12 protein-coding genes are annotated in these 16,442 nt (G+C 72.3%); 2 read left to right on the plus strand and 10 right to left on the minus strand.

Going from position 1 to position 16,442, the window contains the following annotated elements; all coding sequences use genetic code 11:
* From B7L92_RS32850 to B7L92_RS32885, 8 genes are all read right to left on the minus strand, one after another.
* Nucleotides 1-1,012, minus strand: a 1,012-nt coding sequence (locus tag B7L92_RS32850; RefSeq protein ID WP_107501679.1) for a hypothetical protein, incomplete at its 3' end; no start/stop codon positions are given.
* Between the two features lie 93 nt (nucleotides 1,013-1,105).
* The gene (gene cimA, locus B7L92_RS32855; protein ID WP_081240932.1) at nucleotides 1,106-2,710 is read right to left on the minus strand and encodes a citramalate synthase; all 1,605 of its coding nucleotides are present in this window, start codon (nucleotides 2,708-2,710) and stop codon (nucleotides 1,106-1,108) included.
* 303 nt (nucleotides 2,711-3,013) lie between these two features.
* Nucleotides 3,014-4,291, minus strand: a complete 1,278-nt coding sequence (locus B7L92_RS32865) for a TolB family protein (RefSeq protein ID WP_107501678.1) — start codon at nucleotides 4,289-4,291, stop codon at nucleotides 3,014-3,016.
* A 267-nt stretch (nucleotides 4,292-4,558) separates the two neighbouring features.
* Nucleotides 4,559-5,647 carry a branched-chain amino acid aminotransferase gene (locus B7L92_RS32870; protein WP_081240934.1) on the minus strand — a complete coding sequence of 363 codons (1,089 nt, stop codon included), beginning with the start codon at nucleotides 5,645-5,647 and terminating at the stop codon, nucleotides 4,559-4,561.
* 251 nt (nucleotides 5,648-5,898) lie between these two features.
* Nucleotides 5,899-6,942, minus strand: coding sequence for a 3-isopropylmalate dehydrogenase (locus B7L92_RS32875; protein WP_081240935.1), 1,044 nt, complete (start codon nucleotides 6,940-6,942; stop codon nucleotides 5,899-5,901).
* A gap of 69 nt (nucleotides 6,943-7,011) precedes the next feature.
* Nucleotides 7,012-7,143 (minus strand): hypothetical protein, encoded by a 132-nt coding sequence (locus tag B7L92_RS42985; protein ID WP_016824531.1) that lies wholly within the window; start codon nucleotides 7,141-7,143, stop codon nucleotides 7,012-7,014.
* Between the two features lie 546 nt (nucleotides 7,144-7,689).
* Nucleotides 7,690-9,321, minus strand: a complete 1,632-nt coding sequence (pruA, locus tag B7L92_RS32880) for an L-glutamate gamma-semialdehyde dehydrogenase (protein ID WP_081240936.1) — start codon at nucleotides 9,319-9,321, stop codon at nucleotides 7,690-7,692.
* Between the two features lie 35 nt (nucleotides 9,322-9,356).
* Nucleotides 9,357-10,283, minus strand: a complete 927-nt coding sequence (locus B7L92_RS32885) for a proline dehydrogenase family protein (RefSeq protein ID WP_004983095.1) — start codon at nucleotides 10,281-10,283, stop codon at nucleotides 9,357-9,359.
* A 140-nt stretch (nucleotides 10,284-10,423) separates the two neighbouring features.
* Here B7L92_RS32885 and B7L92_RS32890 point away from each other — a divergent pair, with 140 nt between their 5' ends.
* Nucleotides 10,424-11,659 carry a PucR family transcriptional regulator gene (locus B7L92_RS32890; protein ID WP_174704056.1) on the plus strand — a complete coding sequence of 412 codons (1,236 nt, stop codon included), beginning with the start codon at nucleotides 10,424-10,426 and terminating at the stop codon, nucleotides 11,657-11,659.
* Between the two features lie 81 nt (nucleotides 11,660-11,740).
* On the opposite strand, the gene B7L92_RS32895 is transcribed toward B7L92_RS32890, so the two are convergent.
* Both B7L92_RS32895 and B7L92_RS32900 read right to left on the minus strand, forming a co-directional pair.
* Entirely contained in the window at nucleotides 11,741-14,476 is a 2,736-nt protein-coding gene (locus B7L92_RS32895; protein ID WP_081240938.1) for a cation-translocating P-type ATPase, read from the minus strand.
* 57 nt (nucleotides 14,477-14,533) lie between these two features.
* On the minus strand, nucleotides 14,534-15,115 hold the full coding sequence (locus B7L92_RS32900) for a TetR/AcrR family transcriptional regulator (RefSeq protein WP_081240939.1): 582 nt from the start codon (nucleotides 15,113-15,115) through the stop codon (nucleotides 14,534-14,536).
* Between the two features lie 96 nt (nucleotides 15,116-15,211).
* On the opposite strand from B7L92_RS32900, the gene B7L92_RS32905 reads away from it, so the two are divergent.
* A partial coding sequence (locus tag B7L92_RS32905; RefSeq protein ID WP_174704057.1) for an MFS transporter occupies nucleotides 15,212-16,442 on the plus strand: 1,231 nt, incomplete at its 3' end.

The raw sequence follows: 16,442 nt of genomic DNA on the forward strand, positions 1-16,442 counted from the left end.
CGCCCCCGGGCGGCGCCGCGCAGACCGGGACCTCGCGCGCGGCGCCGCCCGGGGGCGTCCAGACGGCGTCGTCCACCGAGGGGCCGTGACGCGGGTCGAAGAAACAGGGCGGGCGGCGCTCCGGCAGCGGCCGGCCCTCGCGGCGCGCGGCGAGCCGGGCGAGGGCGAAGCGGCCGTCCTCCACGGCCTGGGTGACGCCCCGCACGTCCTCCGGCCTGCGGGCCTCGGCCATCAGCCGCTTGGACTGCTCGTAGGCGTCGAGCGCGTGCGCGTAGTCCGCGCGCATCGCGTCGTCCGCGCCGGGCTCGGCGGGATGGAAGTCGAGGCGGTCGAGTTCCTCGCCGAAGGCGGTGATGTCCTCGTCGACCACCACCCGCAGCTTCTCCAGCGCGGCCCGCTGCTCCTCCTGGTGGCGGCGCCGGTTGCGGCGGGACACGGCGTACACGCCCGCGCCGCCGGCCGCCAGCAGGGTGCCGACGGTGATCAGCCCGCCGACGGGGACGCCGCCGGATCCGCCGCTCCAGGAACTCGGCGCCGATCCGCCGAGGTTGCGCAGCGCGTCGTCGACGAAGTCGTTCAGCTGGGCCTTGGCGTCACCCGCGCCCTGCGCGGCCGTGACCAGGTTCTGCACGCCCTGGCGGCTCAGCACGCTGCTGTCGGCGCGCGCGTCGAACTCGTTGCCGAGGCGGATGCCGTACAGACCGGTGACACCGGTCTCCGTGCGCAGGTTCCGGAAGAGGTTCTCGGTCGGGTAGTTCGCCGGGAGGACCGCCACGAAGACCGGTTTGTCCGCGTCCTCGATCTTGTCGGCGAGGGCCTCGGCGTCGGACTTCGACAGGATGTCGGTGGCCTCGGGATCGACGTAGACGGGACTCTCGCGCAGCGCCCGGGCGACGGTCGAGAGGTCCGTGGCCGCCTGCGCCCCGGGCGCACCGGCCGTCAGCACCGCCAGTACGGCCGCCATCGGCGCGATCAACAGGCGTATGAGAGTACGCTTCGGCGCAGCCTTCATATGTTCGAAGCTACCCGAATCCTCCCCGAAACGGACATCGGGCCCGGCGGGGGCTTCCGGTGACGCCCCCGCCGGGCCGTTCCTCCCGTGGTGCTAGGCGGCCGGTGTCACCCCGGCGCGCAGCAGGCCGTAGGTGTACGCGTCCTCCAGCGCCTGCCAGGACGCGGCGATGACGTTGTCCGCGACGCCCACCGTGGACCACTCCCCCGTCCCGTCGGACGTGGAGATCAGGACCCGGGTGGTGGAGTGGGTGCCGTGCTTGCCCTCGAGGATGCGGACCTTGTAGTCGACCAGCTCCAGCTTGGCCAGCTGGGGGTAGATCCGCTCCAGGGCGACGCGCAGGGCGCGGTCCAGGGCGTTGACCGGGCCGTTGCCCTCCGCGGTGGCGACGATGCGCTCGCCCTTGGCCCACAGCTTGACCGTGGCCTCGTTGGCGTGGGTGCCGTCGGGGCGGTCCTCGGCGATCGCGCGCCAGGACTCGACCTCGAAGTACGTCAGCGGCCCGCCCTCGGCCTCCGCGCGGAGCAGCAGTTCGAAGGAGGCGTCGGCGGCCTCGTACGTGTAGCCCTTGAGCTCGCGCTCCTTCACCCGCTCCACGACCCGGCCGACCAGCTCGCGGTCCCCGCCGAGGTCGATCCCGAGTTCCTTGCCCTTGAGTTCGATCGAGGCGCGGCCGGCCATGTCGGAGACCAGCATCCGCATGGTGTTGCCGACCTGCTCGGGGTCGATGTGCTGGTACAGGTCCGGGTCGACCTTGATCGCGGAGGCGTGCAGACCCGCCTTGTGCGCGAACGCGGAGACGCCGACGTAGGGCTGGTGGGTGGAGGGGGTGAGGTTGACGACCTCGGCGATGGCGTGCGAGATGCGGGTCATCTCGCGCAGCCGCCCCTCGGGCAGGACCTTCCTGCCGTACTTCAGCTCCAGCGCGGCCACGACCGGGAACAGGTTGGCGTTGCCGACGCGCTCGCCGTAGCCGTTGGCCGTGCACTGGACGTGGGTGGCGCCCGCGTCGACGGCGGCGAGGGTGTTGGCGACCGCGCAGCCGGTGTCGTCCTGGGCGTGGATGCCGAGCCGGGCTCCGGTGTCGGCGAGCACGGTGGAGACCACGGCCTGGATCTGCGCCGGGAGCATGCCGCCGTTGGTGTCGCAGAGGACGACGACGTCGGCACCGGCCTCGGCGGCGGTGCGGACGACCGCCTTGGCGTACTCGGGGTTGGCGCGGTAGCCGTCGAAGAAGTGCTCGCAGTCGACGAAGACCCGGCGGCCCTGCCCCTTGAGGAAGGCCACGGTGTCGCGGACCATCTCCAGGTTCTCGTCCAGGGTGGTGCGCAGGGCGAGCTCGACATGGCGGTCGTGGGACTTCGCGACCAGCGTGATCACCTGCGCGCCGGAGTCGAGGAGCGCCTTGACCTGCGGGTCCTTGTCGGCCGTGGTGCCGGCGCGGCGGGTGGAGCCGAACGCGACCAGCCGGGCGTGCCGGAACCGGATCTCCTGCTGGGCGCGGGCGAAGAACTCGGTGTCCCGCGGGTTCGCGCCGGGCCAGCCGCCCTCGATGAAGCCCACGCCGAACTCGTCCAGGTGTCGTGCGATGGCCAGCTTGTCGGCGACCGTGAGGTTGATGCCCTCGCGCTGGGCGCCGTCGCGCAGGGTGGTGTCGAAGACGTGGAACGAGTCGTCGGGCTCGCTGGTTGCGGTCATGGTCTGAAGGCTCCTGTGTTGATCTCGGTCTACCGGAATGACCGGTTCCACCGTCCCTCCATGGTCCCTCGCGCCCGGTTTCCGGCCGCGGGTGGGGCCGGGAAACAGAAAAACCTCTCGCGGGTGCGAGAGGTCTGCGCGCGGGTCGAGGACGACGGTGTCCGCCCGTACGGTGTCGTACGTGCGGTCACTGCGGACCGGCGCGCCTGCTGCCAATAATCGTGGCGAACGAGAGCACGGGGGCAGTGTGGCACAATCCGCCCCCGTGCTCACCGTCCGTCTCAGGATGCGGGCGGTGGGTGCTCAGCGCAGCCGGCGGACGAAGCCGTCGGCGTGCCCGTCGGTGTCGCCGGGGACCAGTTGGGCCGACGCCGACAGGAAGGCCAGGTACCGGCCGTCGGCGCTGAAGGAGGACGGCAGGGAGAAGCCGTCGTCCCCGACGCCGCCGCCCCCGGTGGCCTCGGTCGCGAGCCGGCTCTCGCCGGTCACCAGGTCACGGACGTAGAGGTTGTCGACGAGGTCGCCGCCGGCCGTCGGCACGGCGTGCGCGTAGGCGAGGTACCGGCCGTCGGGGCTGAGCCGGGCGGCGGACCAGAACGCGGTCCGGCCCGCGCCCTCGTGCAGGATCCGGGTGGTCACGTCCCTCCGGAGGTCGCGGACGTAGGCGTGGGTCTCCGTCCCGGTCCCGGAGACGGCTCCGCCGAGGTCGCCCGCCGACGAGGCGAAGGCGATCCGGCTGCCGTCGGCGGAGAGCGACATGCCGACCGTGTCCCCGGTGGAGGGCAGCCCGTCGGGCGTGACGTTCGCCTGCTCCTCGCCGCCGGTGCGCAGGTCGTGCACCCACAGCTCGCCCGGGCCGCCGCGCGGGTGCCGCTGGGAATAGGCGGCGTACCGCCCGTCGGCACTGAGGCCGACGCCGAAGACGCTCCACTCCGGATGGGCGCCGTTGCTGATCCGCCGGGTCCCTCCGGTGCGGCGGTCGGTCACGTAGGCGGCGAGGTGGGGGCTGGTCTCCCCGTCCTCCATACGGGAGAGGGGCGCGTTGAAGGACACGTACCGGCCGTCGCCCGAGACGGCGATGTCGCCGTACGTCCGGACGGAGCCGCCGTCCGCGGCGCGGCTCACGCGCTCGGTGCGGCCGGTGCGCCGGTCGTGGACGTACACGTCCTGGGCGTCCGGCGGCAGGGCGTCCCCCTCGACCAGGTTCCCGGCCGAGGAGACGAAGACGACGTACCGGCCGTCGCCGCTGATCGTGACGGCGCGGGTGTCGCCGTCCGCCTGGGTTCCGTCCGAGGCGACGCTCACCCGCTCGACGGTGCCCGTGCGCCGGTCGCGGACGAAGACGTCGGAGACACCGTTGGTGTCCCCCGGCACCAGGTTGGACCCCAGGGAGGCGAAGGCGGCGTACCGGCCGTCGCCGCTGAGCGCCGGGCCGCCCGAGTCACCGTTCGCCTGCTCCCCCGACGCGGACACGCTGACCCGCTCGGTCTCCCCCCGCGCCGGCGCTCCCCACGCCGGCGCCGACACCGCCATCGCCCCCGCGATCACCGCGGCGGACATCCCCCGCACAGCTCTGCGCATGCTTCCCCCCTGTTTTCCCCGTGTTCCGCGCGTTCTCCGCGTTCTCCGCGTTCTCCGCGTTCCCCGCGTTCCCCGCGTTCCCCGTGAACGCTTCTCCCCCGGCCCCGCGCCGAGGGCTCTCCCGAGAGAAGCGCATCGCCGACCACCCGGTCAATCGGCTGTATTGCGTACAACCCGGGCGTGCGTTCGGGCGTCCGCGAGGGCGGGGAACGCGTCGGGCCGCCGCGGACGCACGGTCCGCGGCGGCCCGACGGGGACGGTGAACGACTAGCCGAGCGGGTGCATCCAGCCGTGCTCGTCCTCGACGGTGCCGCGCTGGATGTCGAGCAGGGCCCGGCGCAGGCGCATGGTGACCTCACCGGGCTCGCCGCCGCTCTGCTGCCACTGGGCGCCGGACCGCTTGACGGTGCCGACCGGGGTGATGACGGCGGCCGTGCCGCAGGCGAAGACCTCGGTGAGGCTGCCGTTCTCGGCGTCGCGCTGCCACTGCTCGACGGAGACGCGCTCCTCGACGGCCTCGTAGCCGAGGTCGCGGGCGACGGTCAGCAGGGAGTCACGGGTGACGCCCTCCAGGATGGACCCGCTGAGGGCGGGCGTGACGATCTTGTCGCCGTACACGAAGTACAGGTTCATGCCGCCCAGTTCCTCGACCCACTGGTGCTCCACGGCGTCGAGGTAGCAGACCTGGTCGCAGCCCTGGGCGGCGGCCTCGGCCTGGGCGAGCAGGGAGGCCGCGTAGTTGCCGCCCGTCTTCGCGTCGCCCATGCCGCCGGGGACGGCGCGGACGCGGTCCTCGGAGACCCAGATGGAGACCGGCTTGACCCCACCGGGGAAGTAGGCGCCGGCCGGGGAGGCGATGACCAGGAACAGGTACTCGTTGGCGGGCTTGACGCCCAGTCCGACCTCGGTGGCGATCATGAACGGGCGCAGGTAGAGGGACTCCTCGCCGCCGTGCGCCGGCACCCACGCCTTGTCCTGCGCGACCAGGACGTCGCACGCCTCGATGAACGTCTCGACCGGCAGCTCGGGCATCGCGAGGCGGCGGGCGGAGCGCTGGAAGCGCTCGGCGTTCTTCTCGGGGCGGAAGGTGGCGACGGACCCGTCGGGCCGGCGGTACGCCTTGAGGCCCTCGAAGATCTCCTGGGCGTAGTGCAGCACGGTGGTGGCGGGGTCGAGGGGGATCGGCGCGTACGGGACGAGCTGGCCGTCGTGCCAGCCGCGGCCCTCGGTCCACTTGATGGTCACCATGTGGTCGGTGAAGTGGCGGCCGAACCCGGGGCTGGCCAGGATCGCCTCGCGCTCTGCGTCCGAGAGCGGGTGGGCCGAGGGCTTGAGCTCGATCGTGGGCGTCGTCATGAGTGGTTGTCCTTCACCGGTTGTAGTGACGGGCCGCGCACACGCCCGTACGGCCGGTGGCCGGTGCTAGGACGTCCGAGCATTCCCTCATTCCGCGGCTCCGTGTTCGATTATCGCCCGGAGGTGGCGGCGGAAGGAACGGGGTGGGTGCGGCCCGGTGGTCGATGGTGGCACCCGGCGGGGACATGCGGAAGCCGCCGGGTTGCGGATGCGACCCGGCGGCTTCGATGTTCTCGAGGAGGCGCGCCGGGTCAGCCGGCTACTCGTGCGGCGAGTGCGTCGCCGATCTGCGAGGTGCTGCGGGCGGGCAGGTCGCCGCGCTCCGCGAGGTCGGCGGAGACGGCGTCCTCGATGCGGACCGCCTCGGCGTCGTGGCCGAGGTGGCGCAGGAGGAGGGCGACGGACAGGACCGTGGCGCTGGGGTCGGCCTTGCCCTGGCCGGCGATGTCCGGGGCCGAGCCGTGCACGGGCTCGAACATGGAGGGGAACTCGCCGCTCGGGTTGATGTTGCCGCTCGCGGCGACGCCGATGCCACCGGAGACGGCCGCGGCGAGGTCGGTGATGATGTCGCCGAAGAGGTTGTCGGTGACGATGACATCGAAGCGCTCGGGCTGGGTGACCAGGTAGATGGTCGCGGCGTCGACGTGGATGTACTCGGTGGTGACCTCCGGGTACTCCTCGGCCACCTTGTCGAAGACGCTCGTCCACAGGTGACCGGCGAAGGTCAGCACGTTGTTCTTGTGGACCAGCGTGAGCTTCTTGCGCGGGCGGGCCTGGGCGCGGGCGAAGGCGTCGCGGACCACGCGCTCGACACCGAAGGCCGTGTTCACGGACACCTCGGTGGCGACCTCGTGCGGCGTGCCCTTGCGGATGGTGCCGCCGTTGCCGGTGTACGGGCCCTCGGTGCCCTCGCGGACCACGACGAAGTCGATCTCCGGCTGTCCGGCGAGCGGGGTGGCCACCCCGGGCAGCAGCTTACTCGGCCGCAGGTTGACGTGGTGGTCGAAGGCGAACCGGAGCTTGAGCAGGAAGCCGCGCTCGAGGACGCCGGAGGGGACGCCGGGGTCCCCGATGGCGCCGAGCAGGATGGCGTCGTGCCGCTTGAGCTCGTCGAGGTCGGCGTCGGTGAGGGTCTCACCGGTGGCGTGGTAGCGCTTGGCGCCGAAGTCGTACTCCTTGGTCTCCAGCTTCACATCCTGCGGAAGGGCGGCGGAGAGGACCTTCAGGCCTTCGGCCACGACCTCCTGGCCGATGCCGTCACCGGGGATCACTGCGAGATTGATGCTGCGAGACATGCGGGCACCCTACTCCTCGTCCCATGCTCTGACACACCCGGTCCGGGATGCGGACACCCGCATGGGTGCTCAGTGTCCGGTGGAACCGCCGTTGTCGCGGCGGTCGAGGGCGCGCTGTAGGGCAGCGGCGGCGTTCCTGCGGTCGGACTCGCTCGTGCGGGAGGTGTGGCGGACGCGGCGGCGGACGGTCGTCTCGGACATGGGACATCGACTCCTTCGACATGGCGGGAGCGCGGAAAAAAGCGGGAGAAGCAGAAGAAAGGGGAGCGACGAGACTCCCCCGCTGCCCGACGGGCACGGGAGGACCCCGGAAGGGGGGAGGAGCGGTGGCCGCAGGGATTGCCTGCACGGGGCCCGACTCACGACCGCCATTCGCTTGATCGAGCGAGGCGCTCGGCTCCTACAAAACTAAGGGAGGACCGCGCCTCTGTCTCCACAATTACTCGGACTTCCTACTATCTGAGACGGTGGAGTGCGTCACACGCCTTTGACCTGCGGCGATCCCGCAACGCCGTTTCCACCGCCGCGCGGAGAACCGAGGGGTTCCCCACCCGCGAGCCGCCCGGCCCCGGGCGGCACCACCCGCCGCACCCGCGGCCACGCACGCTCCCGGCCCTCCTCCCCGGTCGGTCACGGCCGGTCCGTCGACCCCTTCCGGCGGGCGGGCCGTTCGGGGTGCTCTCCGGGGCGGAGACGACGAACGGGCCAGGTCGGGGAAGACCTGGCCCGTCCGGGAGCGGGTGGGTGTCAGCCCATGTGCGGGTACGTGTAGTCGGTCGGCGGGACCAGGGTCTCCTTGATGGCGCGGGTCAGGGTCCAGCGCATCAGGTTCTGCGGGGCGCCGGCCTTGTCGTTGGTGCCGGAGGCGCGGCCGCCGCCGAAGGGCTGCTGGCCGACCACGGCGCCGGTCGACTTGTCGTTGATGTAGAAGTTGCCGGCCGCGTAGCGCAGCTTCTCCATCGTGTACGCCGCCGCCGCGCGGTCGTTCGCGATGACCGAGCCGGTCAGGGCGTAGTCGGACACCGACTCCATCTGGGTCAGCATCTCGTCGTACCGGTCGTCCTCGTAGACGTGCACGGCGAGGATCGGGCCGAAGTACTCGGTGCGGAACACCTCGTTCTCCGGGTCGGTGCACTCGATGACGGTCGGACGGACGAAGTAGCCGACCGAGTCGTCGTAGGTGCCGCCCGCGACGATCGTGCAGGCCGGGTCCTCCTTGGCCCGGTCGATGGCGGCCTTGTTCTTGGCGAAGGAGCGCTCGTCGATGACGGCGCCGAGGAAGTTCGACAGGTCGGTGACGTCACCCATGGCGAGGTGGTCGACCTCGGCGGCGAACTCCTCCTTGAAGCCGTCGTTCCAGATGGACGCCGGGATGTAGGCGCGCGAGGTGGCGCTGCACTTCTGGCCCTGGTACTCGAAGGCACCGCGGGTCAGCGCGGTCTTGAGCACCGCGCGGTCGGCCGACGGGTGGGCGACCAGGAAGTCCTTGCCGCCGGTCTCGCCGACCAGGCGCGGGTAGGTGCGGTACTTCTCGATGTTGTTGCCGACCGTCTTCCACAGGTACTGGAAGGTCTTGGTCGAGCCGGTGAAGTGGATGCCTGCCAGGTCCCGGTGCTCGAGGGCGACCTCGGAGACCTCGATGCCGTCGCCGGTGACGAGGTTGATGACGCCCTTGGGCAGGCCCGCCTCCTCCAGCAGCCGCATCATCAGCACGGCGGCGTGGGTCTGCGTCGGGGACGGCTTCCAGACCACCACGTTGCCCATCAGGGCCGGGGCGGTGGGCAGGTTGGCGGCGATGGCCGTGAAGTTGAACGGCGTGATCGCGTAGACGAAGCCCTCCAGCGGGCGGTGGTCCAGGCGGTTCCACACACCCGGGGAGTTGGCCGGGGGCTGCTCGGCGAGGATCTGCCGGGCGTAGGAGACGTTGAACCGCCAGAAGTCGATCAGCTCGCAGGGCGTGTCGATCTCGGCCTGCTGGGCGGTCTTGGACTGGCCCAGCATGGTGGAGGCGGCCATGGTCTCGCGCCACGGCCCGGACAGCAGCTCGGCGGCGCGCAGGATGATCGCCGCGCGGTCGTCGAAGGACATCGCGCGCCAGGCGGGCGCGGCGGCGAGGGCCGCGTCGATGGCGTCCTGCGCGTCCTGCCGGGTGGCGTTGGCGTAGGTGCCCAGGCGCGCCTTGTGGTTGTGCGGCTGCACGACGTCGAAGCGCTCTCCGCCGCCCATCCGCTGCTCACCGCCGATCGTGCAGGTCAGGTCGATCGGGTTGTCGGCCAGCTCCTTGAGCTTGGCCTCCAGCCGGGCGCGCTCGGGCGAACCGGGGGCGTAGCCGTGCACCGGCTCGTTGACGGGGGTGGGGACCTGGGTCACAGCGTCCATGGGTGGCGTAACTCCTTGTCTTGAGCGGTGTGGCGTCAGCCCTTGGTGATCATGCTCCGGGCGAAGAACCGCAGGTTGGCGGGCTTCTCCGCGAGACGGCGCATGAAGTAGCCGTACCAGTCGGTGCCGTAGGCCGTGTAGACGCGCATGCGGTGTCCCTCGGCGGCCAGCCGCAGGTGCTCGTCGCTGCGGATGCCGTACAGCATCTGGAACTCGTACTCGTCGAGCTTGCGCCCGGCGGTCCGGGCCAGTTCCTGGGCGATGGAGACCAGACGCGGGTCGTGGGACCCGATCATCGGGTAGCCCTCGCCCTCCATCAGCGTCCGCAGGATGCGCACGTACGCCTTGTCGATCTCGTGCTTCTGCTGGTAGGCGACCTCGGCGGGTTCCTTGTAGGCGCCCTTCACCAACCGTACGCGACTGCCGCTCGCGGCGAGGCGGCGCGCGTCCTCCTCGGTGCGGAAGAGGTAGGCCTGGATGACGCAGCCGGTCTGCGGGAAGTCCTTCCGCAGCTCCTCGTGGACGGCGAACATCGAGTCCAGGGTGGTGTGGTCCTCCGCGTCGAGGGTGACCGTGGTGCCGATCTCCGCGGCGGCCTCGACGACCGGGCGGACGTTGGCGAGCGCCAGCTCGTGGCCGCCGGGGAGCGCCTGCCCGAACATCGACAGCTTCACCGACATCTCGGCGCGGGCACCGAGCTCCAGCGGCCCCAGCCGGCCGATCAGCTCCAGGTAGGCGTCGCGCGCGGCGGCGGCCTGCTCGGGGGTGGTGATGTCCTCGCCGACGACGTCCATCGTCAGTTCCAGGCCGTTGCCGGTGAGCTCCCGGACGATCGGCAGGACCTCGTCGACGGTCTCGCCGGGGATGAAGCGGTCGACGACCTGCTTGGTCACCGGTGCCGCCGAGATGAGGCGTCGCATCCGGTCGCTGCGCGACGCGGCGAGAATCACGGGACCCAGCACGGGGCACCTCCACAACTACTGAACAAGGCCGTCGCCCGACGTCGCGGACACGGCACGGAGAACCACCGTGAAACCTAAGGATTCCTCCGATCGTCGGCCATCGACAGCTGTCACGCATCCGTGCGGCAGATCTCAGACAGATGTATGAAGGCGGTGGGGTTCTGGGGGAGAATGCCCGGGTGACGGCGGAACGCAGGAGTGACTACCAGGAGCTGGTGGACGAGATCTCGGAGCTGCTCGGCGCGCCGGCGACGCTGGAGAACCGGGACTTCGAGCTGATCGCCTTCGGCGCGTACGACAGCGAGGGCGACCTCGATCCGTCCGCGCTGGACCCGGTGCGCGCCCGCTCGATCCTCACCCGCCGCTCGACGGCCGCCGTCCGCGCCTGGTTCGAGGGCTTCGGCATCACACGGGCGACCGGCCCGGTCCGGATCCCGCGCACCCCGGAGGCGGGTGTGCACCGGGGGCGCATCTGCCTGCCGGTGCGCCACCGGGGGGTCGTCCTCGGGTACGTCTGGCTGCTGGAGGGCGAGCCGGGACCCACCGAGCGGCAACTCGGCGCGGCCATGCGGGTGACGACCCGGATCGGCGCGCTGCTCGCGGACGAGGCCCGGCAGGGCGCCGGTCTCACGCGCGAACTGCGGGCGGTGCTCACCGCCGAGCGGGACTGGCAGCGCGACATGGCCGTCGCCGAGCTGCGCACCGCCCTCGGCACCCGCGCCGAGGGCCCGTACACGGTGGTCTGCGTCGCCCCGTGGCCCTCCGCCGACCCCGACGACGCGCCCTCGGTCCGTACGGTGCCGGGGGCGACCGCGCTGTGCACCCTGCCGTGGCGCAGGGCGGGCCTGTCCTTGGCCCTGCTGCTGCGGCTGCGCTCGACGGACGTCCCGGCCCCGGCGACCTCCGCGGCGACCCGGCTGCTGGAGCGGGCACGCGAAGGCGGCTCCGGCGGCCGGACAGCCCCCGCCGTGGCCGCCGGGATCGCCGCGCCCCGTACCGGCCTCGCGGAGCTGGGCACCGCCTGGACCGAGGCGTCGGCGGCGGCGCGGGCGGCGCTGGCCGAACCCCGGCTGGGACCGGTCGCCCCGTGGACCTCCATCGGCCCCTTCCGCCTGCTGACCGCGCTGCCCCCGCAGGCCGTCCGCGACCCGGCCGTCGGCCCCCTGCTCGCCCCCGTCCACCGTGAACTCGCCCGCACCGCCGAGGTCTACCTCGACCGCGCGGGCCAGGCCGGCCGCACGGCGGCCGAACTGGGCATCCACCGCCAGACCCTCTACTACCGCCTGTCCCGGATCGAGCAGCTCACCGGCCTGGACCTGGACGACGGGGAGGACCGGCTGCTGCTGCACATGGCGCTGAAGGGCGCGCGCCTTTGAACGGCACGCGGCCCGTCCCGCGCGGGCGGGCTCACCGGGCCGCTCCCGGTGCCGCGTCCGGCCCCGGCGTCCCGCGTCGCCTCACCCGCGCCCGGCCGCCCGGGTCCGCAGCACGGCCTTGAGCAGCTCGCCCGCGACGAGGACGGACGAGCCGACCGCCGCGCACACCAGCCACTGGCCGGCGGTCAGGTCCGTCGTGGTGAAGAACCCGTGCACCGCGTCCACCTCCACCACCAGGGCCAGCAGCAGGATCACGGCGCCGGTGGCGACGAAGGCGGAGGTGTTGGCGAGCGTCTCGCGGCTGAGGACGCTGCGGGTGGGGTGGCGCACGTTGAGCAGGTTGAACGCCTGGAAGAACACGAACGTCACGAACGCCATCGTGGCCGCGGTGGTGGGCTCCCCCAGCACCGGATCGGGTCCCGGAGCCAGCGCCAGCACGGCCAGCGTGCCCGCCGCCATCACGGTGCTCGACAGCAGGATCCGCCACAGCCGCTCCCGGGTCAGGATGCGCTCGCGCGCCGGGCGCGGCGACCGGCTCATCGCGTCGGGGCCGACGGGGTCGACGCCGAGGGACATCGCGGGCGGCCCGTCCATCACCAGGTTGACGAAGAGGATCTGCAGCGCGGTGAACGGCGCCCCGCCCGCGACGCCGGTCAGCGAGGCGATCAGGAAGACGAGGACGAAGCCGAGCGCGGTCGACAGCTGGAACCGGGTGAACTTCACGATGTTGTCGTAGATGCCGCGGCCCTCGCGGACCGCGCTGACGATGGTCGCGAAGTTGTCGTCGGTGAGCACCATGGTCGAGGCTTCCTTGGTCACCTCCGTGCCGCTGCGCCCCATGGCGACGCCGATGTCGGCCTTGCGCAGCGCCGGCGCGTCGTTCACCCCGTCCCCGGTCATCGCGACCACGTCGCCCCGCGCCTGCAGCGCGCGCACGATGCGGATCTTGTGGGCGGGCGAGACCCGGGCGACGACGCCGGTGTCGTCGAGGCGGCGGGCGAGTTCGCCGTCGTCGGGGATCCGGTCGAGGTCGTCACCGGTGACGGCGCCGCCGGGGATGCCCAGCTCCCGGGCGATGGCCGCGGCCGTCACCGCGTGGTCACCGGTGATCATGCGGACCCGGATGCCCGCCTCGCGGCACTGCGCGATCGCCTGCTTCGCCTCCGGGCGCGGCGGGTCGACGATGCCCACCAGCGCGATCAGCACGAGCCGGTCGAGCACCTCCTTGGGGTCCTCTGCCGCTTCGGCCTCCCCGGGCGCGAAGTCCTCCGTGGCCACGGCGAGTACGCGCATGCCCTGCTCGGCGAGCGTCGCGTTGGCCCGGTCGTACCGCTCGCGCGCCGCCTCGTCGAACGGCACGACGCCGTCGCCGCCGAGATACCGGTCGGCCCGGCCGGCCAGCACGTCCGGGGCGCCTTTGACGAAGCAGCGCACGACGTCCCCGCCCGCGTCGTCCGTCCAGCGGTGGAACGTCGCCATGAACTTGTGGTCCGAGTCGAACGGGACCTCCCGCACCCGGGGACGCTGCGAGCGCAGCACGGAGACGTCGACGCCGCCCTTCTCCGCGAGCACCAGGAGCGCGCCTTCGGTGGGATCGCCGACCACGTCGCCGTCGCGCAGCTCCGCGTCGGTGCACAGCGCCATCGCGACCAGCGCCTCGTCGACCGCGTCCGGCAGCGGCCCACCGTCGGTCGTCCTGATCCGCCCGTCCGTCGAATAGCCCTCGCCCGAGACGGTGAACCGGCGGTCCGCGAGCATCAGCTCGCGGGCGGTCATCTGGTTGAGCGTCAGGGTGCCCGTCTTGTCGGTGCAGATCTGCGAGGTGCTGCCGAGCGTCTCGACCGACGCGAGCCGCTTGACGACGGCGCCGCGCGCGGCCATCCGGCCGGTGCCCATGGCGAGGGTGAAGGCGACGACCGCGGGCAGCCCTTCGGGGATGGCGGCGACCGCGAGCGAGACGGCGCTGATGAAGAGGTCGCCGAAGTCCTGGCCGCGGACGAGCCCCAGGGCGAAGACGACCACGATGACGGCGCCCGCGATGAGGGCGAGGGTGCGGCCGAGGGCCGCGATCTGACGCTGCAGCGGGGTCGGTTCCGGCTCGGCCTCGTGCAGCATGTGGGCGATCCGCCCGGTCTCGGTGCGCATCCCGGTCGCGGTGACCAGGACCTCGCCGCGGCCCCGGGTGACCGTCGTGTTCATGAACACGGCCGTGGCCCGGTCGCCGAGCGCCGCCCGCGGGTCGATCCGGGCGTCCGCCGACTTCGGTACGGCCTGTGCCTCACCGGTGAGCGAGGACTCCTGGATCTCCAGCCCCGTGGCCGACAGCAGCCGCCCGTCCGCGGGCACCCGGTCCCCGGCCTCCAGCACCACGACGTCCCCGGGCACGAGTTCGGCGGCGTCCACCCGCGCCATCCGCCCGTCGCGCCGTACGTCCGCCGTCGTGACGAGCATCTTCTTCAGCGCCTCGAGGGAGGCCTCCGCCCGCGACTCCTGGACGAAGCCGATGGTCGCGTTGAGCACCACCACCAGGGCGATGACCAGCGGGGTCTCCCACTCCCGGGTCACCACCAGGCTGACCACGGCGGCGGCCAGCAGGATGAGGATCAGCAGGTCCTTGAACTGCCGCAGGAAGGCCCGCCACCGGGGCTCGCGCGGCGACTCGGCGAGCCGGTTCGGCCCGTGTCGCTCCCGGCGCCGTGTCACCTCCGCCGAGGAGAGCCCGGCGGCCGCCTCCACGCCGAGGTGCCGCAGCGCCTCGTCCGGGGGAAGGGCGTACCAGGGGCGGGACACCGTCTCGTCGGACACGGATTCGACCATTGGCCCATGCTGCCCCAGTGGTGATCCCGGGCGAAAGCCGAGAGGGGGGAAAGCGGATCACGCCCGTGCGGCGGCCTCGACGACCCGGCGGAGGCCGGCGGTCAGCTGATCGGCCTCGGGCGCGGTCCCCGGGTCGAAGGTCCACTGGGCGATGAGCCCCGTCATCAGGGTCACGTAGAGCCGGCCGAGGGTGTCCGCGGTCTCGTCGGAGACGTCCTCCTCCCGGCCGCCCATCAGCAGACCGACCAGGCCGCGTCCGGCCTCCCGCTGCGCCACCGCCAGGTGCTCGCGCACCTCGGGGAGTTGGTCGCCGAGGGCGAGGACCTCCATGCTGAGCCGCCACACCGAGCCGGGCTCCTTCATGGTGCCGATGATGTTCGACCACACCCGCTCGAACCGCTCGAGGGAACCGGGCGCGGTGCCGTCCACGGTCCCGTCGCCGTCGAAGGCGTCGCCCATCCCCTCGACCAGTGAGACGTACGCCTGCGCGAGCAGCGCGTCCTTCGACCCGTAGTGGTAGCCGATGGACGCCAGGTTGGTCCCCGACTCCTTGACGACGTCCCGCGCGGTGGTCCGCACGAATCCCTTCCGCAGCAGGCAGCGCTTGGCGCCTTCGAGCAGGTCTTCACGGTGTCCCATGGCGGCCACCCTACTCCGGCCCGTACAAGCGTCCCAGACAACTGTCTTATACGAACGTCCTAGACAGCCGTATAAGACGTGCGTACAGTCGCCGTCATGACGACGAACCCGACGAGCCCCTCCCCGACCGCCCGGGCCGGCCGCCGCGAGTGGACCGCGCTCGCCGTGCTGATGCTGCCGCTGCTGCTGGTCTCGATGGACGTGTCCGTCCTCTACTTCGCGATCCCGGCGATCAACGCCGACCTGGGGCCGAGCGGCACCCAGCAGCTGTGGATCTTCGACGTCTACGCCTTCGCCGTGGCCGGCCTGCTCATGACCATGGGGTCGGTGGGCGACCGCATCGGCCGCCGCAGGCTGCTGCTGATCGGTGCCGCGGCCTTCGGCGCCGCCTCGCTGGCCGCGGCGTACGCGAACAGCGCCGAGGCGCTCATAGCGGCCCGCGCGGTGCTCGGTGTCGGCGGCGCGACGCTGATGCCCTCGACCCTGGCCCTGGTCCGCACGCTGTTCACGGACGCCGCCCAGCGGGCGCAGGCCGTCGCCGTCTGGTCCGGCGTGATGACGGCGGGCGTGGCGCTCGGCTCGGTGCTCAGCGGCGTGCTGGTGGAGTTCTTCTGGTGGGGCTCGGTCTTCCTGGTGAACCTGCCGGCGATGGCGCTGCTGCTGGTCCTCGGCCCGGTCCTGCTGCCGGAGTCGAAGGACCCCGCCCCGGGCCGTTTCGACTGGCCGGGCGTCCCGCTGTCGGCGGCCGCGGTGCTCCTGGTCGTCCACGGCCTGAAGGAGATCCCGTCCGGGGGCTGGGAGGCGCGTCACGTCCTGTCGGTCGCCGTGGGACTGCTCTTCGCGGCCCTGTTCGTGCACCGGCAGCGGACGGCCGCCTCGCCGATGGTCTCCCCCGCCCTCTTCCGCGAGCGCGGCTTCGCCGCGGCCGTCGTGCTCAACCTGGTCACCCTGTTCGCCATGATGGGATCGGCGTTCTTCACCACGCAGTACCTCCAGTCGGTCCTGGGCATGAGCGCGATGGAGGCGGCCCTGTGGGCGCTGCTGCCCTCGGTGCCGATCGGCTTCGCGGCCCCGCTCGCCGCCCGTCTGGTGCGCGGGGGCGTCCACCGCGCCCACGTGGTGACGGCGGGCTTCGCCGCCGCCGCGGGCGGCTACGTCCTGCTGGCCCTCGTGGACACGGACGCCCTGGCGCTGTTGCTGGTCGCCTGCGGTGTGCTGGCCTCCGGGGTCACCATGGTGGTGTCCCAGATCACGGACCTGGCGCTGGGCGCCGCCCCGGTGGAGCGGGCGGGCTCCGCCTCCTCCCTGATGGAGACCGGGGCGGAGT

The sequence above is a fragment of the Streptomyces viridosporus genome, from assembly GCF_002078235.1.
GTDB classification, from domain to species: Bacteria; Actinomycetota; Actinomycetes; order Streptomycetales; family Streptomycetaceae; genus Streptomyces; species Streptomyces viridosporus.

Coding starts and splice junctions, on each gene's coding strand:
- cimA (WP_081240932.1), bottom strand. CDS start 2,710: ATGACCGCAACCAGCGAGCCCGACGACTCGTTCCACGTCTTCGACACC.
- B7L92_RS32865 (WP_107501678.1), bottom strand. CDS start 4,291: ATGCGCAGAGCTGTGCGGGGGATGTCCGCCGCGGTGATCGCGGGGGCG.
- B7L92_RS32870 (WP_081240934.1), bottom strand. CDS start 5,647: ATGACGACGCCCACGATCGAGCTCAAGCCCTCGGCCCACCCGCTCTCG.
- B7L92_RS32875 (WP_081240935.1), bottom strand. CDS start 6,942: ATGTCTCGCAGCATCAATCTCGCAGTGATCCCCGGTGACGGCATCGGC.
- B7L92_RS42985 (WP_016824531.1), bottom strand. CDS start 7,143: ATGTCCGAGACGACCGTCCGCCGCCGCGTCCGCCACACCTCCCGCACG.
- pruA (WP_081240936.1), bottom strand. CDS start 9,321: ATGGACGCTGTGACCCAGGTCCCCACCCCCGTCAACGAGCCGGTGCAC.
- B7L92_RS32890 (WP_174704056.1), top strand. CDS start 10,424: ATGTATGAAGGCGGTGGGGTTCTGGGGGAGAATGCCCGGGTGACGGCG.
- B7L92_RS32895 (WP_081240938.1), bottom strand. CDS start 14,476: ATGGTCGAATCCGTGTCCGACGAGACGGTGTCCCGCCCCTGGTACGCC.
- B7L92_RS32900 (WP_081240939.1), bottom strand. CDS start 15,115: ATGGGACACCGTGAAGACCTGCTCGAAGGCGCCAAGCGCTGCCTGCTG.